This window comes from Bradyrhizobium sp. 199 (genome assembly GCF_023073355.1).
In the GTDB taxonomy this organism is placed as follows: domain Bacteria; phylum Pseudomonadota; class Alphaproteobacteria; order Rhizobiales; family Xanthobacteraceae; genus Bradyrhizobium.
Map to the genome: position 1 here is coordinate 1,195,924 of NZ_JADPJI010000005.1, position 23,316 is coordinate 1,219,239.

Annotated in this window: 22 protein-coding genes; 14 read left to right on the forward strand and 8 right to left on the reverse strand. The window is 63.8% G+C overall.

Features of this window, described 5'->3' with window-relative positions:
- Positions 1–87: 87 nt before the first annotated feature.
- Positions 88–858: an IclR family transcriptional regulator C-terminal domain-containing protein gene (locus IVB28_RS14235; protein WP_247528539.1), complete on the forward strand. Its 771-nt coding sequence runs from the start codon at positions 88–90 to the stop codon at positions 856–858.
- 101 nt (positions 859–959) lie between these two features.
- Here IVB28_RS14235 and IVB28_RS14240 read toward each other — a convergent pair whose 3' ends face one another.
- Positions 960–1,589 carry a LysR family transcriptional regulator gene (locus IVB28_RS14240; RefSeq protein WP_247526975.1) on the reverse strand — a complete coding sequence of 210 codons (630 nt, stop codon included), beginning with the start codon at positions 1,587–1,589 and terminating at the stop codon, positions 960–962.
- 127 nt (positions 1,590–1,716) lie between these two features.
- Here IVB28_RS14240 and IVB28_RS14245 point away from each other — a divergent pair, with 127 nt between their 5' ends.
- Both IVB28_RS14245 and IVB28_RS14250 read left to right on the forward strand, forming a co-directional pair.
- Complete coding sequence (locus tag IVB28_RS14245; RefSeq protein WP_247526977.1) at positions 1,717–2,109, forward strand: RidA family protein; 393 nt, start codon at positions 1,717–1,719, stop codon at positions 2,107–2,109.
- A 39-nt stretch (positions 2,110–2,148) separates the two neighbouring features.
- On the forward strand, positions 2,149–2,853 hold the full coding sequence (locus IVB28_RS14250) for an L-2-amino-thiazoline-4-carboxylic acid hydrolase (protein ID WP_247526979.1): 705 nt from the start codon (positions 2,149–2,151) through the stop codon (positions 2,851–2,853).
- Between the two features lie 324 nt (positions 2,854–3,177).
- Here IVB28_RS14250 and IVB28_RS14255 read toward each other — a convergent pair whose 3' ends face one another.
- From IVB28_RS14255 to IVB28_RS14270, 4 genes are all read right to left on the reverse strand, one after another.
- A complete protein-coding gene (locus tag IVB28_RS14255; protein WP_247526980.1) occupies positions 3,178–4,206 on the reverse strand; it encodes an ABC transporter permease in 1,029 nt (342 codons plus the stop codon).
- Between the two features lie 11 nt (positions 4,207–4,217).
- Positions 4,218–5,720, reverse strand: coding sequence for a sugar ABC transporter ATP-binding protein (locus IVB28_RS14260; protein ID WP_247526981.1), 1,503 nt, complete (start codon positions 5,718–5,720; stop codon positions 4,218–4,220).
- 21 nt (positions 5,721–5,741) lie between these two features.
- Positions 5,742–6,764, reverse strand: coding sequence for a sugar ABC transporter substrate-binding protein (locus IVB28_RS14265; protein WP_247526983.1), 1,023 nt, complete (start codon positions 6,762–6,764; stop codon positions 5,742–5,744).
- A gap of 140 nt (positions 6,765–6,904) precedes the next feature.
- Complete coding sequence (locus IVB28_RS14270) at positions 6,905–7,309, reverse strand: globin (RefSeq protein WP_247526987.1); 405 nt, start codon at positions 7,307–7,309, stop codon at positions 6,905–6,907.
- Positions 7,310–7,776: 467 nt separating this feature from the next.
- On the opposite strand from IVB28_RS14270, the gene IVB28_RS14275 reads away from it, so the two are divergent.
- The 8 genes from IVB28_RS14275 (at position 7,777) to IVB28_RS14310 (ending at position 16,715) form a co-directional block, all read left to right on the forward strand.
- Entirely contained in the window at positions 7,777–8,163 is a 387-nt protein-coding gene (locus IVB28_RS14275; RefSeq protein ID WP_247526989.1) for a DUF2946 domain-containing protein, read from the forward strand.
- Between the two features lie 84 nt (positions 8,164–8,247).
- Positions 8,248–10,455 (forward strand): TonB-dependent receptor, encoded by a 2,208-nt coding sequence (locus tag IVB28_RS14280; RefSeq protein ID WP_247526991.1) that lies wholly within the window; start codon positions 8,248–8,250, stop codon positions 10,453–10,455.
- 68 nt (positions 10,456–10,523) lie between these two features.
- Positions 10,524–11,057 (forward strand): copper chaperone PCu(A)C, encoded by a 534-nt coding sequence (locus IVB28_RS14285; RefSeq protein ID WP_247526992.1) that lies wholly within the window; start codon positions 10,524–10,526, stop codon positions 11,055–11,057.
- Between the two features lie 29 nt (positions 11,058–11,086).
- Positions 11,087–11,614 carry a YcnI family protein gene (locus tag IVB28_RS14290; RefSeq protein ID WP_247526994.1) on the forward strand — a complete coding sequence of 176 codons (528 nt, stop codon included), beginning with the start codon at positions 11,087–11,089 and terminating at the stop codon, positions 11,612–11,614.
- Complete coding sequence (locus IVB28_RS14295) at positions 11,614–13,176, forward strand: CopD family protein (RefSeq protein WP_247526996.1); 1,563 nt, start codon at positions 11,614–11,616, stop codon at positions 13,174–13,176. The genes IVB28_RS14290 and IVB28_RS14295 overlap by 1 nt, the downstream gene beginning before the upstream one ends.
- A 136-nt stretch (positions 13,177–13,312) precedes the next feature.
- Positions 13,313–14,632, forward strand: a complete 1,320-nt coding sequence (proS, locus tag IVB28_RS14300; RefSeq protein WP_247526997.1) for a proline--tRNA ligase — start codon at positions 13,313–13,315, stop codon at positions 14,630–14,632.
- A gap of 90 nt (positions 14,633–14,722) precedes the next feature.
- Positions 14,723–16,003 (forward strand): lipoprotein-releasing ABC transporter permease subunit, encoded by a 1,281-nt coding sequence (locus tag IVB28_RS14305; RefSeq protein ID WP_247527002.1) that lies wholly within the window; start codon positions 14,723–14,725, stop codon positions 16,001–16,003.
- Between the two features lie 7 nt (positions 16,004–16,010).
- A complete protein-coding gene (locus IVB28_RS14310) occupies positions 16,011–16,715 on the forward strand; it encodes an ABC transporter ATP-binding protein (protein ID WP_247527010.1) in 705 nt (234 codons plus the stop codon).
- Positions 16,716–16,805: 90 nt separating this feature from the next.
- Here the strand turns inward: IVB28_RS14310 and IVB28_RS14315 are convergent, their stop codons facing one another.
- Positions 16,806–17,885 (reverse strand): zinc-binding alcohol dehydrogenase family protein, encoded by a 1,080-nt coding sequence (locus IVB28_RS14315; protein WP_247527014.1) that lies wholly within the window; start codon positions 17,883–17,885, stop codon positions 16,806–16,808.
- 108 nt (positions 17,886–17,993) lie between these two features.
- On the opposite strand from IVB28_RS14315, the gene IVB28_RS14320 reads away from it, so the two are divergent.
- Positions 17,994–18,767: a helix-turn-helix transcriptional regulator gene (locus IVB28_RS14320; RefSeq protein ID WP_247527017.1), complete on the forward strand. Its 774-nt coding sequence runs from the start codon at positions 17,994–17,996 to the stop codon at positions 18,765–18,767.
- 6 nt (positions 18,768–18,773) lie between these two features.
- Here the strand turns inward: IVB28_RS14320 and IVB28_RS14325 are convergent, their stop codons facing one another.
- Positions 18,774–20,030, reverse strand: coding sequence for a hypothetical protein (locus IVB28_RS14325; protein ID WP_247527018.1), 1,257 nt, complete (start codon positions 20,028–20,030; stop codon positions 18,774–18,776).
- Between the two features lie 88 nt (positions 20,031–20,118).
- Complete coding sequence (locus IVB28_RS14330) at positions 20,119–21,912, reverse strand: winged helix-turn-helix domain-containing protein (RefSeq protein ID WP_247527019.1); 1,794 nt, start codon at positions 21,910–21,912, stop codon at positions 20,119–20,121.
- A 152-nt stretch (positions 21,913–22,064) separates the two neighbouring features.
- Between IVB28_RS14330 and IVB28_RS14335 the strand changes: the two genes are divergently transcribed.
- Together IVB28_RS14335 and IVB28_RS14340 are read left to right on the forward strand one after the other, a co-directional pair.
- The gene (locus IVB28_RS14335; protein WP_247527020.1) at positions 22,065–22,370 is read left to right on the forward strand and encodes a nickel-binding protein; all 306 of its coding nucleotides are present in this window, start codon (positions 22,065–22,067) and stop codon (positions 22,368–22,370) included.
- Positions 22,371–22,791: 421 nt separating this feature from the next.
- Positions 22,792–23,208, forward strand: coding sequence for a hypothetical protein (locus tag IVB28_RS14340; protein ID WP_247527021.1), 417 nt, complete (start codon positions 22,792–22,794; stop codon positions 23,206–23,208).
- Positions 23,209–23,316 lie beyond the last annotated feature (108 nt).

Consider the following 23,316-nt stretch of genomic DNA (forward strand, 5'->3'; position numbering starts at 1 on the left):
TTAGTGTGTTGTTCGCCAGGCGAACGAACATGCCGTTTTGTGAAACACTATGCACGGAGCTCGCCCGACTCCGCAAGGGTTCTTAAATTGCCAAAAGAGAGCGACGGATACGTTCGTGCCATCGAACGAGGTTTCGCCCTGATCGAGGCGCTCGGTCGATCGCCGGGGCGGCACACGCTGTCGGAGGCCGCCATCCACGCGGGCCTTAATCGCGCAACGGCGCGACGCATGCTCGCCACCCTCGTCACGCTGAAATATTGCGAAGCCGACGGCCGCTACTTTCGCTTGCGACCCCGCGCTCTCGGTCTCGGATTGTCCTATCTGAACGCGTTGCCGTTCTGGGGTTATGCCCAACGGGCGCTCGAAGACCTTCGCAATGACATCGGCGAATCCTGCGCGCTCGCTGTGCTCGATGAAGCTGATATCGTCTATGCCCTGCGGCTTCCGGCGCGGCGTATCCTCTCCGCCAATCTTGGAATTGGCAGCCGGCTGCCTGCGCATCTCGTCTCGTTGGGACGCGTGCTTCTGGCCAATCTTCCGCCGGAGCAGCGAGACCAATATCTGGCAAACACACCGCTCAAGTCGGTTACGCCGCGCACCATCATCGACCGCGGGCGCCTCGCTCAGGAACTGCGGTTGTCGCAGGAGCGGGGATACGCCTGGGTCGATGGCGAACTGGATCCGGCGATTTGCGGCATCGCTGTGCCCATTCGCGATCAGGGCGGCAACGTTGTTGCGGCGATCAGCATCAACTTGATCTCCGGTACGCTGAACGCAACCGCCGCAAAGAAAAAATATCTCGTGCGGCTCCAAAAGACCGCTCAGGACATTCGGACACAGTCGGTCTCACTGTCCTGATTTGAGAATGCCCGGCCGGCTGCGGGCAAGATTTTGTCGTTCCCAATGTCGCAAGCGTCTCTGTTGGGCCTTCGACGCCGAATTCCTGCGAGTTCGTGGCCTCAACTTCCGACGCCGCCGACCAGACGCGGGCGGCGTTGGTTTGCGCGCGGGAACTTAACCGGCAAGGTGCGCAGCCAATCGCGAAAACTGGCAATCTCGGGGCAATCCGCGGTGCCTTCAGGCGCGATCAGCCAATCGCCCAAGCCGGACCCCGCATCGACCCGGTCGCAGCGATAGCCCGGATGATGGCCAAAACCCCGGGCGATCAGCAGGTCGACCTTGCCCTCGACCAATTCGTGCAGGCCGGCGGGCTGCAGCACCCGCAATCCGATCTCCGCATGCGCGCCGCGAAACGCCGCCAGATCGAGGCGGCGCAGGTCGAGGCTGCCATGAACGCCCAATTGCAGCAGCACCGCACCTGCCGGCTTCAGCTCTGAGGTGGCCTCCGCGATGTGGCGAAAGCCCTCGGAGACCCCGGGCAGATAGGCCTGACCGGCCGCGGTGAGGATGAGCTGCTTATGCAACCGCTCGAACAGGCGCACGCCGAGGCGCGCCTCCAGCGCCTTCACCTGCTGCCCCACGGCGGCGGGCGTCACGTGCAACTCGTGCGCCGCCAGCTTGAAGCTGAGGTGCCGCGCGGCGGCCTCGAAGGCGCGGAGCGCGTTGAGGGGTGGAAGGGCGTAGGTCATGCATTCCATTTTGACACTGATGGGCCGCGGTTTTGCAATAGATTTTCTTGCGTTGAACCGCAGCAACAATGCTTTGCGAAGCAGTGATGTCGCGGCATAGGGTCGGCCTGCAATCCGGAGAAACTCTATGTCGCCAGCCCAAATCGTCAGCCACAATCCCGCAACGGTCCACGCTCCCGCCGGTGGTTACAGCTTGGGACTTGAACTGAAGCAGCACCGCCGCCTGCTGTTCGTCAGCGGCCAGGTACCCGAGAGATCCGACGGCACCGTGCCCGAGGGTTTCGAGGCGCAATGCGAGCAGGCCTGGCGCAATGTCGTCGAGGTGCTCGCAGCCGCCGACCTTGGCGTCGAGCATCTGGTCAAGGTCACCACGTTCCTGACCGACCGAAATCAAGTCGTGACCAACCGTAGCGTTCGCTGCGCGATGCTCGGGGACCACCAGCCCGCGCTAACGGTCGTGATCGTCGAGACCGTCGACAGCAAATGGTTGCTGGAAATCGAGGCGATCGCCGCGGAATGAAACCGACTTCGCGAATGAGCCAATCATATCAGGTGTCCAATGGCTGAAAACATGCATCCCTTCTACGAGACGCACCGGAGCACGATGGAAGCAGCCATGCGCCAGCGGCTCGACCTTGCCGATGCGATGTTGCGCGAGCGCGCGCATCTCACCGAGATCGGCGCGATCAGGCAGGAGGTGATGGACGAATTCGAGATCGTGCTCACACAGATGCCCTATGTCGGCGGCGCGGCCAGTCGCATGAGCGATTTTTTCATGCGTCTTTTGGGCTTCATGGCCATCAGTCGTGTCCTGCGGCGGCACGGCGTGCCGCTGCCTGTGGTCGGCGAGATCGAGCGGGAAACCTATAAGGCGCAATTGCTGACCGCGCCTGAAGCGGAGCGTCTCGCGGCGGGGCGTCAATTCATGTCGCCGGAGAACCAGGCTTTGCTGCGCGAGCAGGCGGCCACAAGCATGACCGACAGCCATCAGAAGGAGTTTCCGGAAGATTTCGCCTACGATTTCGTTGAGCCTGATACGAACGACAATTTCGAGTTCGGGATCAACTACAAGGCCTGCGGCTTCTGCAAATTCGCTGCGCGCCATGGCGACAAGGACATTCTGCCGAACATCTGCGGCCTCGATTTCGTCGCCTACGCAGCGCGAGGCATCCACCTGGAAAGGACACAGACGCTAGCGGGCGGCGCGAGCCACTGCAATTTCCGGTTCTCGCGGCTCGCGCTGGAAGAGAAGTCGGAGAGCTAAGCCGCGTTCTTATGCCCGGCGATACAGATGGCCCTGGATCGCGCCCGCTGTCACAGCGTCATTGCGAGCGTAGCGAAGCAATCCAGAATCTTTCCGTGGCGGCAGCCTGGATCGCTTCGCTGCGCTCGCAATGACGGAGCTTGGGGTAACGTCCTGGCCCACCGACGCCAAGCGCCATCATGAGATCCTGCTCCTGTTTTGCCCGACGAGTCAAACCGCCAGCGCGGTCGCACTCACGCAATCGTAGACTCGTAAGCGATTGAACTCCCTCACAGTTTCTACTGTGCATGGGGTTGTTTTCGCGCTTTTTGTTTTGAGGGCTGTCTACTCCGCCGCTTTTTCCCTCAGCCGCTGCGCGTAGACGTTGATGACCAGCGCTGCCAGCAGGATCAGGCCGCGGATCAGGATCTTCAGGAAGCTGTCGATGTTGACGTGGTCGAGGCCGTTGTTGAGAACACCGAGAACGAAAAGCCCGACGATGGTGTTCCCAATGCCGCCGCGGCCGCCGAACAGGCTGGTGCCGCCGACGACGACGGCGGCGATGGAGTCGAGCAGATAGGTGTCGAACTCGTTCTGCTGCGCGCTGCCGAAATGGGCGACGCCGAGCATGCCGCCGATGCCGGAGCAGACCGCCGAGATCACCATGACCGCGCCAAGGATGAGCTTGACGTTGAGGCCGGAATATTCGGCCGCCTCGCGGTTGCCCCCGACCATGTAGACGTAGCGGCCGAAGCGCGTGTAGGTCAGCACCAGATGGCCGCCGAGCAGCATGAGGGCGGCGACGATGACGATCCAGGGAATGCCGCCGATCGAGCCGGAGCCGAGCGTCGTGATCAGGCTCGGGACCTTGTAGGCGATCTGGCCGCGCACCAGCAGCGCCGAGATGCCGGCGGCGATCTGCATCATGGCGAGCGTCATGATGAACGAGGGAATCCCGATCACGGTCAGCCCCAGCGCGTTGACGAGGCCGAGCAGAGCGCAGAGCAGGATCGACAGGATGATCGCGACCGCGCCGGGCAGGGGGATGTTGGCGATGTTGACGTAGGAGTCCTGCAGCGTGAAGTAGGCCACCGCGATGCCGGTGACGTTGGCGATGCCGGCGACCGACAGGTCGATCTCGGCGCAGAGGATCACGAAGGTGAGGCCGACGGCGATGATGCCGGTTACCGACACCTGGGTCAGGATGTTGCCGAGATTGTCCAGCGTCGCGAAGGAGGGGCTGGCAAACGCGAAGAATCCGGACAGGAAGATCAGGGTGAGGAACGGGGCGATGTTGCGCATCTGCGAGCGCAGGAAGGGCGCGAGCCCGCGCGCCCGCTGACCCGCCACTGGTGCCGCTTCACTGCTCGTCATGTGCTTCTCCGTCACGCCGCTTCCAGCAGGCGGTCCTTGCTGACCGGCTCATTCCTGAATTCCCGTACCACCGCGCCGCGCTTGAGCACGAGGATGCGGTCGGCCAGCGACAGCACCGTTTCCGGCTCGGTCGATAGCACGATGATCGCAAGACCCTTGGTGCGGAGGTCCCGGACGATGTTGATGACGTCGTTCTTGGCGCCGACATCCATGCCGCGGGTGGGCTCGCACAGCACTAGAAGCTTGGGCGGATAGGTCAGCCATTTCGCCAGCGCGACCTTCTGCTGGTTGCCGCCGGAGAGCATGCCGAGGTCGAGGCCGACCACCGGCGGCCTGATCTGCAGCTGCTTGACCTGGCGCTGCGCGATGTCGCGCTCCTGCGCCGGCTTCAGCAGCAGGGCCGAGATGCGGTCCAAAATGCTGATCGAGATGTTCTTGTAGACCGGCTCCTGGTGAAACAGCATGTCGCGCCGGCTCTCCGGCACCAGCGCCACGCCGGCACGGCGTGCCGCCGCCGTGCTGGCAAAGGTCTTTGGCTTGCCATCCACCGCGAGCGTGCCGCTGTCCGGCTTCAGCTTGCCGAACAGGATGCGCGACAGCTCCTGCTGGCCGCAGCCCATGAAGCCGTAGATGCCGAGCACCTCGCCGGCGCGCGCCTCGAACGAGACGTCCTGAAGACTGCGGGCGAGGGACAGCTGGTCGACCTTCAGGATCACTGAACTGCCGCTCGGCTGTGGCAACATCAGATCGTCGGTATAGCTGTGCTCGAGCGCCTCGCCGCCGCGGCCGATCATGGCCTCGATCAGCGCGCCCTTGCTGGTCGCAGCGCTCGCGGTCTCCGCGACCTTCCGTCCGTTGCGGAACACGGTCACGGTGTCGGAGACGCGCAGGATGTCTTCGATGAAATGCGAGATGAAGACGATGGCAGTGCCTTGCTCGCGCAGGCGCCGGAGCGTTGTGAACAACCGCTCGACCTCGGGCGGGGAGAGGGCCGAGGTCGGCTCGTCCAGGATGACGATGCGGGCGCCGGAGAACAGTACGCGGGCGATCTCTATCAATTGCTGCAGCCCGATGGGCAGGTCGCCGAGCCTGCTCATCGGATCGACGTCGATACCGAAGCGGGCGAGCTGCTCGCCGGCCTCGCGGGCCATGCGTCGCCATTGCACGAGGCCAAGACGGTTGGTCGGCTGGTTGCCGAGGAAAACGTTCTCGGCGACCGTGAGGTCGGGCGCGACGGAGAGTTCCTGATGCACCATGGCGATGCCGGCACTGTGGGCGTCGCGGGCCGAGCGGAAATGGGTCTCCGCGCCGTTGATCAGGAAGCGGCCGGAGAATTCGGTGTGCACGCCGGCGATGATCTTCATCAGCGTGCTTTTTCCGGCGCCGTTCTCGCCGACGAGACCGTGGATCTCGCCGGGAAGAAGCGCGAAATCGACACCACGAAGCGCTTCGACGCCGCCGAAGCTCTTCGTGATGCCCTGCAGTTCAAGGATGGGCGAGCGCACCTCGGGCATGAAAGTTCAGATCTTGGAGGCTCAGATCAGGAAGTGATCCTGCATCCACTGCATTCCTGCGGCGTTGGCCTTGGTCACGACCGGGCCGTCGGTGACGACGTTTTTGGGAATGCCCTGTCCGCTCTTCTCGCCGCCCACCACGGCTGAGACGCCCGCGATGATGGCGCCGCCATGGATGCGGCAGGAAGGATTACGGACGGTCGCGAACATGCGGCCTTCACTCACCGCCTGGATCGCCGGCGGCATGGCGTCCACGCCGCCGATCAGGATGTTCGTGCGGCCCCGCGCCTTCATGATGTTGGCGGCGGCGAGCGCCATGTCGTCATTGTGGAAGAACGCCGCATCGATCTGCGGATATTTCGTGAGGTAGGTTTCCCACAGGCGCGCCGTCTTGGAGACGTCCCAGTCAGCCGGCTGGGTGTCGAGCACCTCGATCCCCGGGAATTGCTTCACGACATTGTTGAAGCCCTTGGCCCGTCCTTGCGCGCCGGTGTGGCCGAGCGCGCCCTGCGTCATGATGATCTTGCCCTTGCCCCCCATGGCGTTGCACAGCGCCTGCGTCACCGAGGCGCCCATGAACTCGTTGTCGGGAGCAAGGAAGGAGTGCACGTTGATCTGGTCGAGCGGTGCGATCAGCGTGTCCATGTCGATCACCGGCGTGCCGGCGTCGATCATCTTCTGCACGGGCTGGGTGAGGGTGCCGATGCCGAAGGCCTGGATCGCGACGAAATCCCATTTCTGCGAAGCCATGTTGTCGATCGCCGCTCGCTGCTTCACGGCGTCGAGCTGGCCATCGAACCAGGTGACCTCGACGTTGAAAAGCTTGCCCCAGAATTCGGCGGCCTGCTTGCCCTGTGCGCACCAGGTTGCCTGGAGGCCCGCATTGGAGAACGCCGCCTTCAGCGGCTTCTCGCTGCGTCCGACTTCGGCGGCCAGTGCTGGATTTATGCCCATGCTGCCGAAGAGGGCAGCTCCGGCGCCGGCGGCGGCCGCCGCCTGAAGAAGATCGCGCCTGGTCGTCGAGAAATCTTTTGTCCCGGACATCGCTCGCTCCCATATATTTTATCGTCGGCGCGTCATTGATTGCGCGACCGATGTTGAAAGTGTCTCACAAGAGTTGATGCCACTCAATCTGCAATCGCGCACGCCATCGCAGCGAGCCACCGTTGGTGCACCGCAAAGCGTCAGCCGGTCGCGCCGGTGAGTGCGTCGATGTCCACGAGCAATGTGTCCCAAGCCTGCGCGATCTCGGTTGACCATTCATCGCCGAGCAAATCGCGCAGCGTATCCCTGATGATAACGAAGAAGGCGGTGAACAGCTGGCGCGGCGTGCCATAGGCATCGTGGGAGGCGACCTCGCAGGCAATCAGCCGGAAACGCCCATGGCGCATCCCGGCGAAATCAAGGATGGCCTCGATCGTCAGCGCGAGCATCGACCCTTTCACGAGGTCACTGCCCTCCGAGCGGAACATCGCTTGCGTTTCGGGATGCGCGGCGAACAGGCGTTGGTAGACGAGGGGCGTGAGATCCGCGCAGCGCGAGGCCGCGAGTTCGAAGCTGATTTCGATCGGATTTGACGAAGCCTTCATCGACGCTTCAGCCTCGCGGACAAAAAAAGAGCGGGGCCCTAGCCCCGCTCGAAAATTGTGTCGACCCTATTATCCCCGATTCTAAGATTTGCTCTTGATTGACGGGGCGACGCTGCGTTTTGCGCGCCAGGGGCTCCTCCCGAGACTTGGACCACCAGACTTCGACCTCACGGCCAGCCTGAGCAAGAGGGATGCTAGATCAACTTTTCTCACTTGTCATCATTTTCAGCAACGAATGTTCAAAATTCCGGCAACTGGCGAAATGATCGGGCTTTTTGCCGCAAGTATATGACGGATATCAGAATATTTGGGCGGCGAGGCCACTGGACACGCCTCAAAATCCTCACCCCGGTCCCGCGGGTGGGTACTCTGGGCACGGTTCCCGACCAAATTTGCGCCGGGCCAAGAAGGCGGCGGAACTGACCTCGACTTGGGGCCGGCCGGGTGTTTAGTTAGCAGACGAACGAATGGTTCGGCGGATGCGCGCACGGCTACAGAAATTCCTACCCCTGGTCCTGCTCGCCCTGGCGATGCAGGTGCTGGCGCCGATTGCCGCATGCTGGGCGACTGGCCTCGCCGTCGCCGACCCGCTGTCAGCCGGCGTCATCTGCCATAGTGCGAGCGATCAAGGCGGACTGAGCGACCAGACCGGTGCGCCGATCGCGCATTCCGGCGCCTGCGCTCTGTGTTGCCTGTCCCAGGCCAACGCGTCGCTCGATTCGCCGACGCACGCGGCACTGCCGATTCTCTTCCCCCACGCCGAACCGGTGGTGTGGCGAGTCGCGGAAGGTCCCGCCGTTGCAGGCCGGAAGGGCTCAAGCGCCCAGGCCCGCGCACCGCCTCAATTTTCCTGATCTAGCGACAAATCTGCCCGGCGGCGGCGGCTGCACCGGGATTCGCAATGCGCCGGCACTCGTGCCGGCATCAGGAATTGTCACATGTCTCGTCTTGGTTTGTTCCAAAACGCTTCCGCGCGCGCAATCGTGCTTGCTTCTCTCTCTGCTCTCTCCCTGCCACAGCTTGCCGATGCGCAGGAAAGTCGGCGCGAACTTCCTCCGGTGATCGTGGACGCGCCACGGCACAAGCGCGCGGCGCCGGCCCGCCCGCAGCGGACTGCCGTGCGACCCACGCGCGCGCGTAGCGCCGCTCCGCAGCAAGCGGCGCCTCCGCAGGGGGAGGGCGCAAGCGGTCCAGGCGCATTGACCGTTCTGACGGCGCAGCAAGCCCTTGCGGAAATCAACCAGACACCCGGCGGCGTGGCGCTGGTGACAGTCGAGGCTTACCGGAATTCCACCCCCGTGAGCACAATCAAGGACGTTCTTGACTACGTCCCTGGCGTCTTCGCCCAGCCCAAATGGGGCGACGACACCCGGCTCTCGATCCGTGGCTCCGGGCTGTCGCGCAACTTCCATCTGCGCGGCGTGCAGCTTTATATGGACGGCATCCCGATCAACACAGCGGACGGTTATGGCGATTTCCAGGAGATCGACCTAACCGCCTACAAGTACGTTGAGGTCTACAAGGGCGGGAACGCGCTCCAGTTCGGAGCGAACTCGCTTGGTGGAGCGATCAATTTCGTGACGCCGAGCGGCCGCGATCGGTTCGCCAACGGAGTATCCGTCGATGTTGGAGGCTTTGGATACAAGCGGATCCAGGCCAACGCGGGCGGAGCGAACGGTCCTTGGGACGGCTTGGTGACAGCCTCCACGCAAGCCGCAGATGGTTTTCGAGACCACAGCTTTGGCTCAAGCAACCGTGTTAGCGCCAATGCCGGCTATCAGTTTTCGCCGGATTTCGAGACGCGCTTCTATCTCAATGCCAACGAGGTGCGGCAACGCATTCCCGGCACCGTCACCAAGGGGTCTGCGCTGACCAATCCCGAAGCTGCAGCTCCGGCAAATATTGCTATGGATCAGCAGCGCAATATCGACACGGTCAGGCTCGCAAACAAGACGACGATCCGTTTCGACGAGACCAAGGTTGAATTCGGCGCCTTCGGCGTCGATCGCCATCTGATGCATCCGATTTTCCAGTGGCTCGACTATCGCTACAGGGATTACGGGGGCTTCGCGAAAGTTACCGACGACCGCTTCATCGGCGGCTTCCGCAACAGGCTGGTCGCGGGTGTCAACGTACTGGATGGCAGCATCGACAATCAGCAATTCGCCAACATTGCTGGACAAAAGGGAGCTCTGCTCTCATCGTCGGTCGATCGTTCGAAGAACACGTCAGTCTACGTCGAAGACAGCTTCTACTTCCTTCCCAGTGTTGCTGCGATCGCCGGGACGCAGTTTCTCTATGCAACTCGAAGCCGGCAGGACCGTTTTCTCAGCGATGGCGATCAATCGGGGGCAACTCGCTTCAATCTGTGGTCGCCGAAAGCGGGCTTGCTGTGGCAAATCGATCCGACATGGCAGGCTTTCGCCAACGTATCGCGCAGCGCCGAAGTGCCGAGCTTCGGCGAGAGTTCAATTGGGCCGCTCATTCCGACGATCCCGTTCACCAGCATCCGCCCCCAGATCGCGACGACCTACGAGATCGGGACGCGCATGCGGCGGCCGGACTACTCGTGGGAGCTGACGGCCTATCGCGCCAATATCCGCGACGAACTGCTATGCCTCTATAGCGCCTTCGGCAATTGCAACGTGACCAATGCAGATCGGACCATCCACCAGGGCATCGAAGCCGGCGGAGGGGCCGCGATCTTCCGCGATATCTTCGTGACGGGAAGCGCGCCGGACAAGGTGTGGCTCAATTTGGCGTACACCTATAACGACTTTCGCTTCGACAATGATGCGATGTTCGGCAACAATCAGTTGCCTGGAGCGCCGCGTCACTATTTGCGCGCTGAATTGCTCTACAAGCATCCGACGGGCCTCTATATCGGACCTAACGTCGAATGGGTGCCGAAGGCCTATTTCGTTGACAGCATGAATACGCTGACGACAGAGCCTTATGCATTGTTGGGACTGAAGGCCGGTTTTGACAATGGCGGTCCGTTCTCCGCTTATATCGAGGGCCGTAACCTCACCAACCGGACTTATATTGCGAGCGCCAGCATCATCGATCGTGCGACTGCTGCGTCGACTTTGTTCGAGCCTGGAACAGGACGGGCAGTTTACACTGGAATGAGGTATCGATGGTAAGTGCTGCGGGTTCGCTGAAACAACCACGACCTTACGCGTTCGGTTACATCAACCATGAGGGAACCAAAATGAGCAAGACCCGGCAAACACTTTTCGCAATCGCCATTTTGCTGAACGGCAGCGCGGGCGCATTCGCGGACGACGTCAAGGCCGGCGATCTCGTGATCTCGCAAGCGTGGAGCCGCGCGACGCCAGGCGGCGCGAAGGTCGCCGGCGGCTATCTGACCATCGAGAACAAGGGGACGGCAGCGGACAGGCTGGTCAGCGTCTCCGCCGATATCGCAGGCAAGGCCGAGATTCATGAGATGGCAATGGACAATGGCGTCATGAAGATGCGCCCGCTCGACAAGGGGGTCGCGATTGATCCCGGCAAGACGGTGAAGCTCGCGCCCGGTGGTAGTCATTTGATGCTGCAGGAGCTCAAGGGCCCGTTCAAGCAGGGCGGCAAGGTGCCAGTGACGCTGCAATTCGAGAAGGCCGGCAAAGTCGCCGTTTCCCTCGACGTTCAGGGCGTCGGTGCGCAGGCGCCTGGCGATGCCGGGCATTCGGGTCATATGGACGTGAAGAAAATGCCGGATCATTCGGGAATGAAAATGAAATGAGAATGATCTGCGCTCTCGGGAGGCCGAACATGAAGCGATCATGCGTGTTCCTGATTTCCGCGCTCGCCGCCTCGCCGGCGGCGGCGCACGTGTCGATCGAGACCAAGCAAGCAACGGTCGGCGCGTCGTACAAGGCCGTGTTCACTGTCCCGCACGGCTGCTCGGGCTCGCCGACGGTGAAGATCCGCGTTCAGATCCCGGAAGGGGTGATCGCAGTGAAGCCGATGCCGAAGGCGGGCTGGAATGTCGACGTCGTCGAGGGCAAATATGCCAGTGAATATGACTATCACGGCAACAAGCTCTCCTCCGGCGTCAAGGAGGTGGCGTGGTCCGGCGGCAAGCTGCCGGACAAGAACTATGACGAGTTCGTCGTTAGCACGTTCCTTAGCGACAGCCTGAAGGCGAACACGATTCTGTACTTCCCCGTCGTGCAGGAATGCGAGACCGGCGTCAGCCGCTGGATCGAGATCCCAACCGATGGGGCAGGGCATTCACATGGGGGCAAGTCCGGGAGCAAGTCGCCGGCGCCGGGTGTCAAACTGTTGCCAAAACCCTGATGCGCCTGCTCGCCGCGCTTTCGACGCTGCTCCTCGCTGCCGGCTTCGCAAGCGCGGCGTGGGCGCACGCCGCGCTGATCTCGGTCGAGCCGGCGAGCGGCAGCATGCTCAAGACCGCGCCCAATTCGGTGGAGTTGCGCTTCAACGAGACGGTGACGCCCGGCGCGATCCGGCTGATCGACGGTGCGGGCAGGGCGCGGGACGATACAGGTGTCAGTGCATCGGGCCAGACAATTTCCGTCGCGATGCCGGCGGATCTGCCTGAGGGGACCGCGATCGTCAGCTATCGCGTGATCTCGCAGGACGGCCATCCCATCGCGGGATCGGTGACCTTTTCGACCGGCATGCCGACGCCGACGAAGCCTGCGGCCGCTGTGGATGGCGGGTTGAATGCGCTGATCTGGCTGGCGCGGGTTGGCCTTTATGTCGGGTTGTTCGTCGGCGTCGGCGGCGTGTTCTTCGCGCGTTGGGTTGCGTGGTCGATGACCGGCATGCGTGTCCCGCGCCTGGCGCTCGCCCTCGGCCTTCCGAGCGCCGCCGTCTCTCTCGGCGCGTTGGGCCTCGATCTCCTCGGCGTGCCGCTGACAGGTCTCGCGACGGCCGCGCCCTGGAAGGTCGCATTTGCAACCAGCGCCGGTCCGGCGCTGCTCGTCGCGATGGCCGCGATGCTGCTCGCGGTGATCGCGCTGTACGGCACGTGGTACGCGCGCGCTTTTGCGATCATCGCATTCATTGGCGTCGGCCTGTCGCTCGCCATGACCGGACACGCCGCCACCGCACCACCGGAGATGTTGACGCGGCCGGCCCTGTTCCTCCATGGCCTTGCCGTCGCCTTCTGGATCGGCGCTCTCGCGCCGCTTGGCGCGCTTGCGTCAAAGCCGACGAGCGCGACGTTGCCCGTCGTGAACCGCTTTTCCCGCATCGCCACGGCGGCCGTCGGCGGGCTCGCATTGACGGGCCTTGGGCTCGCGATCGTCCAACTCGAGAAGCCGTCCGCGCTGGTCGAGACGCGTTACGGCGTCATCCTCGCGGCGAAGCTCACGCTGGCCACCGCGCTGCTAGGGCTTGCCGCGCTCAATCGATTCCGGCTGACACCGGCCCTGGCGCGAGGGGAAACGGCGGCGCCGGCCCTCAAGCGCTCGATCCTGCTCGAATGCGCCATCGCGCTTGCCATCTTCGCCCTCGTGGCCGGCTGGCGCTTCACGCCGCCGCCGCGGACGGTGGCTCCCGAGACGCCTTTGGCGATCCACATCCACGGCGACAAGGCGATGTTCCAGGTCCTGGTCTCTCCGGGCAAGGCGGGGCTCGACGATTTCGTGCTTCAGCTCATGACCGGCGAGGGGACGCAGCTGGCGGCCAAGGAGGCGACGTTGACCCTCAGCCTGCCCGAACGCGGCATCGAGCCGATGGAGTGGAAGGCCTCGCCAGGGCCGGACGGCTACTGGCACGTGCGCAAGGTGGAGCTTCCCTTTGCTGGCCGTTGGCACCTGCGGATCGATGCGCTGGTGAGCGACTTCGAGCAAATCACGCTGGAAGATGAACTCGACGTCACGTTGCCGTAACGCACAGCTGAAGTCGGTCCGACGGAAAAATGACAGGAATTCCGCTGCCTTAGCGGCTTTTCCTCATTCCCGGTCTTGTGTTTTCGCTCTCAATCCGGTTTCACTGCAAGCGGTCACTGATTCCCAGAGTATTGCCATGCGGTTGTCGCGGTTCTTTCTGCCCATCCTGAAGGAAAATCCGAAAGAGGCGGAGATCGTCTCGCATCGGCTGATGCTGCGGGCGGGCATGATCCGGCAGGAGGCGGCCGGCATCTATGCCTGGCTGCCGCTCGGCTTCCGTGTGCTGAAGAAGATCGAGCAGATCGTGCGCGAGGAGCAGGACCGCTCCGGCGCGCTGGAACTGTTGATGCCGACGCTCCAGCTTGCCGACCTCTGGCGCGAGAGCGGCCGCTACGATGCCTATGGTCCGGAGATGCTGCGCATCGCCGACCGTCACAAGCGCGAGCTGCTGTACGGGCCGACCAACGAGGAAATGATCACCGAGATCTTCCGCGCCTATGTGAAGTCCTACAAGAGCCTGCCGCTGAATCTCTATCATATTCAATGGAAATTCCGCGACGAGCAGCGTCCGCGTTTCGGCGTGATGCGCGGCCGCGAGTTCCTGATGAAGGACGCCTATTCGTTCGACCTCAACGAGGCCGCCGCGCGTGTTGCCTACAACAAGATGTTCGTGGCTTACCTGCGCACCTTCGCGCGCATGGGGCTGAAGGCAATCCCGATGAGGGCCGAGACCGGCCCGATCGGCGGCGATCTCAGCCACGAATTCATCGTGCTGGCCGAGACCGGCGAATCCGGCGTCTTCATCAATCGCGACGTGCTGGACCTGCCGGTGCCCGGCGAGGACGTCGATTATGAGAGCGACCTGACCCCGATCATCAAACAGTGGACCTCGGTCTATGCTGCCACCGAGGACGTGCACGATGCCGCGCGCTTCGAGCAGGAGGTGCCGGCGGACAAGCGGGTGAACACCCGCGGCATCGAGGTCGGCCAGATTTTCTATTTCGGCACCAAATATTCGGACGCAATGAAGGCGCTGGTTGCGGGCCCCGACGGCGTCGACGTGCCGATCCATGGCGGCTCCTACGGCGTCGGCGTCTCGCGCCTGTTAGGTGCCATCATCGAGGCCTGCCATGACGACGCCGGCATCAAATGGCCGGAGGCGGTGGCACCGTTCCGCGTGTCGATCCTCAACCTGAAACAGGGCGACGCCGCGGTCGATGCGGCCTGCGAGAAGCTCTATGCCGAGCTCACCGCCAAGGGCGTCGACGTGCTCTATGACGACACCGACCAGCGCGCCGGCGCCAAGTTTGCCGCTGCCGACCTCATCGGCATCCCCTGGCAGATCATGATCGGACCGAAGGGGCTCGCCGACGGCAAGGTCGAGATCAAGCGGCGAAGTGACGGCTCCCGCGAGGCCATGTCGCCTGCCGACGCGGTCGCAAGACTTGTGGGCTGATAAGGCGGGTCGGCTGAATATTGTTCATCGCGCGATATCGCGGCCGCCAATCCGGCCACAATTGACCCCGAATCATGGGATTATCGAGCGATGGATGAGACCATGACCGAGACCGTGCAGACCGCGCCTTTTGCGCCATTCGAGTGGATGCTGTCGGGGCGCTATTTGCGGGCGCGCCGCAAGGAGGGATTCATCTCGGTCATCGCCGGGTTCTCCTTTCTCGGCATCATGCTCGGCGTGGCGACGCTGATCATCGTCATGGCCGTCATGAACGGCTTCCGCAAAGAGCTGCTCGACAAGATCCTGGGGCTGAACGGCCACATCCTGGTGCAGCCGCTGGAATCGCCGCTGACGGACTGGAAGGACGTCGCCGACCGCCTCAGCCAGGTCCAAGGCATCCGGCTCGCCGCGCCCGTGGTCGATGGCCAGGCGCTGGCGTCATCGCCTTGGAACGCCTCGGGCGTGCTGGTTCGCGGCATCCGCTCCGACGACCTCAACAACCTCACCTCGATCGCCAAGAACATCAAGCAGGGCTCGCTCGAAGGTTTTGACGACGGGCAGGGCGTCGCGATCGGCCGGCGCCTCGCCGACCAGCTGTCGCTGCATGCCGGCGACAGCATCACGCTGGTGGCGCCGAAGGGCGCGGTCACGCCGATGGGCACGACGCCGCGCATCAAACCGTACAAGATCGCCGCGGTGTTCGAGATCGGCATGTCCGAATACGATCTCGGCTTCGTGTTCATGCCGCTGGCCGAAGCGCAGGCCTATTTCAACCGCAGCAACGACGTCACCTCGATCGAGGTATTCACCACAAACCCCGACAAGATCGACGCCTTCCGCAAGGCGGTGACGGAGGCAGCCGGACGTCCGGTGTTCCTGGTCGATTGGCGACAGCGCAACTCGACCTTTTTCAACGCGCTCCAGGTCGAGCGCAACGTGATGTTCCTGATCCTGACCATGATCGTGCTGGTCGCGGCGCTCAACATCGTGTCCGGCCTGATCATGCTGGTGAAGGACAAGGGCAGCGACATCGCGATCCTGCGCACGATGGGTGCCTCGCAGGGATCGATCATGCGGATATTCCTGATCACGGGCGCCTCGATCGGCGTGGTCGGTACGATGGTCGGCTTCTTCGTCGGCCTCGTGATCTGCCTCAACATTGAATCGATCAGGCAATTCCTGTCCTGGCTCACCAGCACCGAGCTGTTCTCGCCGGAGCTCTATTTCCTGTCGAAGCTGCCCGCCGAGATCGACGTCGGCGAGACCACGGCCGTCGTCATCATGGCGCTGACGCTGTCGTTCCTGGCGACGCTGTATCCGTCGTGGCGCGCCGCGCGCCTCGATCCCGTCGAAGCGCTCCGGTACGAGTGAGGGGTTGATGGATCAGCAGCAGGGGGCTGAAGATGTACCGGTCATTTATCTCCACGAGATAAAGCGGCAGTACTTGCAGGGCGAGGTGCCGCTGACGATCCTCGACGGCGCCAAGCTCGCGCTGTGGGCCGGCCAATCGGTCGCGCTGGTGGCGCCGTCCGGCTCGGGCAAGTCGACGCTGCTGCACATCGCGGGGCTGTTAGAGGCGCCCGATTCCGGCGAGGTCTATGTCTCGGGCGCACCGACCTCGCAGCTGCCCGACATCGAGCGCACGCAGCTGCGCCGTACCGATATCGGCTTCGTCTACCAGTCACACCGGCTGCTGCCGGAGTTCTCCGCGCTGGAGAACGTCATGATGCCGCAGATGATCCGCGGCCTCAAGAAATCCGAGAGCGTCAAGCGCGCCAAGGAGATCCTCGGCTATCTCGGCCTCGGCGACCGCATCACCCATCGCCCGGCCGAGCTGTCGGGCGGCGAGCAGCAGCGCGTCGCGATCGCGCGCGCGGTTGCCAATGCGCCGCGCGTGCTGTTTGCGGACGAGCCGACCGGTAATCTCGATCCACACACCGCGGATCACGTCTTCCAGGCCTTGATGCAGCTCGTCAAGGCAACCAAGGTCTCGATGCTGATTGCGACCCACAACATGGAGCTCGCCGGCCGCATGGACCGGCGCGTGTCGCTGTCGAACGGCCAGGTGGTCGAGCTCGAATAGAACGCGAAAACAACCCCATGCACAGTAGCCAAGTGCTTGGTTGGACAGGCGAAAAAAATTGGCGACGGCGCTTTGGCCGCCGCCCGGTGCTCAGGGCCGGATCACCGTCAATTTGAACGGCCCGCTGTTGGCGGCGGCATGGGCGACCGCTTCGTTGGCATGGTCGAGGTCGAAGGCCGTGGTCTCGTATTCATCGAGCCTCAGCAGCCCCGACCGCACCAAGGCGATCAGACGGATCGCGGCATCCGGCGGATACATCCATACGCCGTGAATGCTGATGCAGTTGCGCATGACCCAGGGGTAGGGCAGCTCAAGGCCCGCGCCGCCCGCCATGCCGACGCCGCCCATCAGCACGACGCGTCCATAGGGGCGCACGGTCGTCACCGCCGCACGGACTACGGTGGTGCTCACCGAGGGCGGCATGATGTCGAACACGCAGTCGATCCGCCCGGGCGCTGCACGCTTCATCCGTTCGCGGTCGTCGTCCTCGTTGCCGGTGAGTTTCACCGGCTTCACGCGGGGGCCGAAGCGGCGGACGAGGTCGGCCAGGATCTCCTCGTTGCGGCCGGGTGCGACCACGCAGGCTGCGCCCATCGCGAGCGCGACCGAGACGGCGGCGCTGCCGAAATTGCCGGTGGCCCCGCTCACCAGCACGGTCTCGCCTGGTTGCAGGTTCGCCGCGAGGAAGCCGCCGTAAGGCACCAGCAGTGTCCCAAGGGCACACCATTGCGTGGCTTGCTCGGACGTGATTGCGCCGAGGGGTTTGACGTTCTCGGTCGGCAGGCGCATCTGCTCGGCAAACGAGCCGTGGCGAAAATGCTTCTGCAGGCGCATGCCGCCGGCGCCGGCAGCGGTCAGTCCTTGCAGCGCGATGTCGGGTGCGACGGCGCCGTCGCGCGAGCGCACCGTCGGATCGCAGAACACCCAGTCGCCGACATTCAGCTTGGTCGCGTCCGGTCCGATCGCGCGCACCCGGCCGATGCCGCCAGGGCCCGGGATGATCGGCAGGTCGAGTGCATAGTTGCGCTCGCCGCTGAACACCTCGTTCATGTAGGACAGCACGCGTGTGGCGACGATATCGACGATGATCTCGCCGGTGCCGAGCACCGGCTCTGGAGCATTCTCGATCGCCAGCGGCGAGCCGAAGGATTTGAGTACGGCAGCTTTCATAGTTCACCTCACACTGGGGAGAAGCCGATATGGGCTGCCTTGGAAGGGACAAGAAGGCCTGGTATTATCCTAGTATTCCAGAGGCCCTCCATCGCGGGAGCAACAGCAATGGCCGACCCACGCCGCGTCGAGTTCGGCGATTTTCTGAGGTCCCGCCGCGAAAGGCTGTCGCCGAAGACCGTGGGCCTTCCGGCGGGCCCCCGGCGGCGCACCGCGGGGCTGCGGCGTGAGGAAGTCGCGCAACTCGCCGGCATCGGCGTCGACTGGTACATCCGCCTCGAGCAGGGCCGCACCGTCAGCCCGTCCGTCACCACCATCGACGCGCTGGCCCACGCGCTCCGCCTGAGCAAGACCGAGCACGCGCATCTGAAGGCGCTGGCGCGCGACGGGGCAAGAAGCCCGTTCACGCGCGAAATCGTGCCGCCGTCTATCCGGCGGATGATCGAGAGCCTGCACCAGCCGGCCTATATCACCGGCCGGCGCTGGGACGTGCTGGCCTGGAATGACGCGGCCGAGGGCATCTTCGCCTTCGGGCAATTGCCGGAGCAGGATCGCAATACGCTGCTGCTGGTCTTGACCAACAGGCAGACGCGAAAATTCTACGGCGCGAGCTGGACCGACGTCGCCAGGAGCATGGTTGCGATGTTTCGCGCCACTCACGACGTCTGGGCCGGCGATCCTGCCTTCACCGAGCTGCTGACGCGGCTGCGCCAGGGCAGCCCGGAATTCGTCAAATGGTGGAAAGCGCACGACATCCGCAGCACCATGTCCGGCCTCAAGACCATGAACCATCCAGCCAGGGGCGTGCTGAATTTCGAGCACACGAGCTTTCAGGCCAACGACGATCCCGCGTTGAAGCTGGTGATCTACACGCCCGTGTGAGGTGTCTCACGGCGACGGCGCGGACGCGGGCGTTGTGCCGGCGTTCGGCACCGTGGCGGGCCAGGGGCTGATCGGGCTCAGCGTTGACAAGGCGCACGATGACTTGAGCTCGGTCCATGCGGACGCGAGGCCTGTCAGGTCGATGTCGAATTTCGTCGTGTCCGTCTTGTCGTCCGGCATCGTCGTGGTTTGGCGGACATGCAGGGCGCGGGACGCCAATATCGACTTGACCGTGTCGGAGTCGATGCTGCCGCGCCAGAGCTCGTACTTGCCGGACCGCACTGGATATCCTCCGGCCTCCTTGCCCGTCTCCGCATCCGCTGTCATCAGGATCGTGCTTTTTCCGACGGCGGCCTCGTCGATCTCGCCCGCGAATGTCAGCGGCACACGCTTGCTGCTTTCGCAAGATAGCCGCCACTCCATCGTACGGAACGAAGTGCCGTTCTCCTTCTTCATCACCGCGAACTTATGGACGAACGGCCGCGCTTGCTTCTCCAGCCTCCACATCGTCTCGACGAGGGGCCGCGTGTCGATGCCGAAACGATGAAGCTCGGGCCGCGTCAGCACGTGCAGGCTTTCGAACTTCACGGTGCGGATCAGGGCATCAAGCTCGCCGCTGATTCCCATCGCCGCAATGAACGCGGCGCGGTCGCGGTCGGCGCTGGCGATCCGCCGCCGCCTTACCTCTGCGACCACCTCCGGCGGTGGATTGCCTCGAAAGCGGAGGATCAGCCTGGAGTTATGGACTGCCAGCGCAGCATCGGGAGCAACCTCGCGCGAGGTCGCGCCGAGAAACAGATAACCGCAGGCCGAGTTGCACATCGCACGGTGAGTGGTGAGTTCGGCTTCGACCTCGCCAGTCGTGGTCTTGATCTTCAGGCAGGCGGCGTCCACCTGCGTGCCCGCGGCGCACGCCGTCGCGGTCGTTCGGCCAACCCGCGCGACCGCCTTGCGGCTGCGCAGCAGCCGGCCGATCGCATAGGACTGCTCCACGTTTCCGCCTGGCGAGTGAAGGTAGATCGGTCGCTGCGTGTCCTTGACGCCGGCGAGGAAGCGGCGAATGCGCGGCGCGGCGTCCTGATCAATCTCGCCCTCGATCGCGATCCAGCGGTCGCAGCCGCGCCCGCACGCATCGGGCGCCCCCTTGGCAAGATAGATCGTCAGCCGGGATGCAAATCCGGCTTTTTCAGCCGGCGATGCCGCGGCATGAAATGCGTCCGATGTTGACAGCAATGCCAGGAGGAGCAGGATACGGAGGATCATGGGATGACGGGCACGCAGACTGAAGGCCTGCGGCCGACGTTACACAATGGTCGTGAGCTGTACAACTTCCGGTCGCATAAATTGATGGCTAGGCGGCGCGCCCGGTCTCTCCGGTTTGGATCCTGCGCTTCAGCTCCCTGCAACCGGCCTCGAGCTTGTGCGAGCCGAGCTCGCGCGCCACGAGCTGGGCTGCATGAATCTCCGCTGCGGCACCCCGGACGTCTTGACTTTCGAGCTGCAGCTTCGCGATCCGGAGTCGCAGCCTCACGGCCTGGACGCGCCCTTCGACGCTCGACCAAAGCTGCCGGGCCAAGTGCAGATGCCGCAGTGCGGCTTCGTGGTCGCCGTCGGCATGCGCAAGCACGGACTGCGCCTCGTTGGTGAGCGCCCGGATCGAGGGCATCGGCCATCGGTCGGGACTGCCCGCAAGCTCCTCGATCAATTCCAGCGCCTGGCCGCGACGGCCGGTATGTGCCGCGACCAGCGCGAGATGTGCAAACAGAATTCCACGCCGCTGCAGGGTCCACCAGGTCTTGCCGATCAGGCTCCGCTCGAGGCCCGCATGGGCGGCTTCCGCCTCACCGCGCTCGAGCAACAACATGGCGCGACCCGGTTCGGGACACCAGCCGAGCGAATAGGCCCTGTCATAGGCTTCGAGCGCCGCGTCGTCGTTGCCGATTGCGGATTGAATATCGCCGAGGACGCGGTTGGCATCGCCAATCGACCATGGCGCATCGCTGCTGAGGCGCGACAGCGAGTCGTCGATGCGGGTGAGGGCCTCGCCGAGCGATCCCCTGACGCCGAGGACTTCGGAACGGTGGAGCTGGCACGAGCCAGTCAGTTCGACGCCGCTTTCGGAGCAGAATTTCTGATAACCCAGCGTCCATTGATCGGCGCGTGCCCAGTCTCCGAACATCCGCGAGGCCCACAGGATATTGCAGTAGAGGATTCCGCCCATGACCGGATCGAGCTGGTTGCTCGAGAGCGCCAGGGTTGCCGCGTGGTCCTGGTCCGCCAGACCTGCGCGGGTATCGCCAAGGCACAGCCGATAGAAGCCGCGATAGACGAGGCTCAACGCCTCGATGCCGACGGCGTCCTTGTGGCGCACCACGCCATAGGCTTCGTCAGCCAGCGACAGCGCCAGATCCGGTTCACCGTCGAACGCTGCGACCTTGGACTTCATCCAGAGGATCAGCGCCGAGGTTGCGGCATCCTCGACGTCGCCGGCCCAATCCTCGGCACGTGCGAGCCAGCCCTTGGCGATCGCCGCCTGGCCGCGCTCGAAGTAGAGGCCCGACAGCGTGACGGCGTCGACGACGGCCGATGGCATATTGCCTGCTTCGGTATGCGCTGCGACGGCGCGAACCAGAAGCGGCATGGCGGCATCGTTGTTGCCGGTGCATTGAAGCGCGAGCGCCCATTGGTGCAGATCCGGCCCATCCAGAATCTCGGCGGCATCGGCCTGTTCGAACAGGGTCGCGGCCTCGGTCCACGCCTGCGCGAACGCCGCGCGTTGCGCCCGTGTGCGCACGTCTGTGGCCTGCTCGCTCAACGTCCCGGGGGAGTGAGCCTGCAGTTCCGGCTCATGGTCGATGCAGAAGCGATAGCCCTTGCCCGGAATGTTCCGGATGGCGCTGTCCATGCCGCCCTCGCGCAGGATCATGCGGAGCATGCTCACCGCCCGCTGCAACGAATTGTCAGTGACGGTCACGTGCGGCCAGACGGCGCCCAGCAGCTCATCCTTTCCGATCAACCGGTCGCGGTTGCGCACCAGATACGCAAGTAGATCGAACACCCTTGGCTGCAAGGCGACCTCGCGCCCTGCGCGCAGAACGACGCGGCTCGCTTCGTCGAGCTCGAAGGGTCCGAACCTGAGGATCATATCGATGTGTCCGGGCAGGACGGGAAAGGTTCAGGCAGGCATCAGGAAATGATCAGGTCCCGGTAAGGACGGTCAGCGCCGCCTGCGCCTATAGCTCGCATGCGGTCGTTCGCGGCCGGTCGGTCAACAACCAAAACCTGAGGAGATATGACATGGAACTCTACGTCATTCGTCGTCCGAGCGCCTGGGCCAGTCTGTCCGAGCTGGAAGAAGCGGGCGCGAAGTCGGCCCGCATCGGCAACGAGCAAATGCCGGACCGCGTCCGCTGGATCCGCAGCTACGTCGTGCAAGAGGCCGACGGCCGCATCGGCACCTTCTGCATCTACGAGGCTCGCGACGGCGAGTCCATCCGCGAGCATGCGCGCCGCGTCGGCATGCCCGGCGAGGAATTTTACAAGATCGCCGCTACCGTCGTCGTGCGCGCCGATCCCGCGCAACAAAGCGCCGCCGCGGAATAACGGTTCGGCGCAAGCGCAGTCCGCCTTCCAGCAATTGCCAGTTCGCTATCATCGATCACGACTGCCAACCAAACGATTAGGAGCAACACATGAACACGTCCTTCTGGAAAGCCCTTCTGCTGATTGCTGGCCTCGCAGGAGGCAGCATTCTGAGTTCCGCCGAAACTGCCAATGCTGCGAAAATGAGCTGCATTCAGAAGTACCGACTCTGCAACCAGCGTTGCGCCGGGGCTTCGGGGCGAGGCGACTGGACGGCGTGCATCAATCGAACCTGCAACAGGCAGTACGACAACTGCGCGTCCAGTTACTGACTTCACGGCCCATTTGCTCGGTGTGCAGCGATCCCGCACGTCCAACGGACGCTGCCGAACAGTCTTTCGGCGCGGGCGCCGTTGTCTCGAACTCATCGAAAGGAAATCACATGCCAACGCTCTCCCAGGCGCCCGCGCTGAGCCCGTCGCACCGATACCTTTTCGTCGTCCTCGTGCGCCTGCGGCGGTTCGTCAACCGGTCCGTCGCCAACATGCTGGTGAAGCGCGAACGGGCGGCGGTCCAATTCATGACGAAGAAGGTCGGCCAGCGGCATCCGGATTGTGCAGGCCGTAGCCGCGGCCGAGTCCTCGGCGTCCGCGCCGCGCTGCTTGGTCTGATCGTTGCCGGCTTGCTGTCGCCGGCTGCGGCGCGGGCGGAGCAGCCGGTCTCGCGCGACCATCGCGGCGGCCGCGCCCAGCAGGCACCCAGGGTGTTCTGCGACGCGCGCAACCACACCCACACGCCCGATGGCGGCTGCGTCACGGCGAGAGGCGAGGCGACTGTTCGCGACCACCGTTCGCGCTGATCGCGCTGCCGTTTCTCCGATCCACGGCCGGCGCCGCCTGCGTCGTGCCCCAGCAACACCGGACGGCGGCCTGACCTTTGCCGTTCGATCCCGCACGTCCCTGCAACA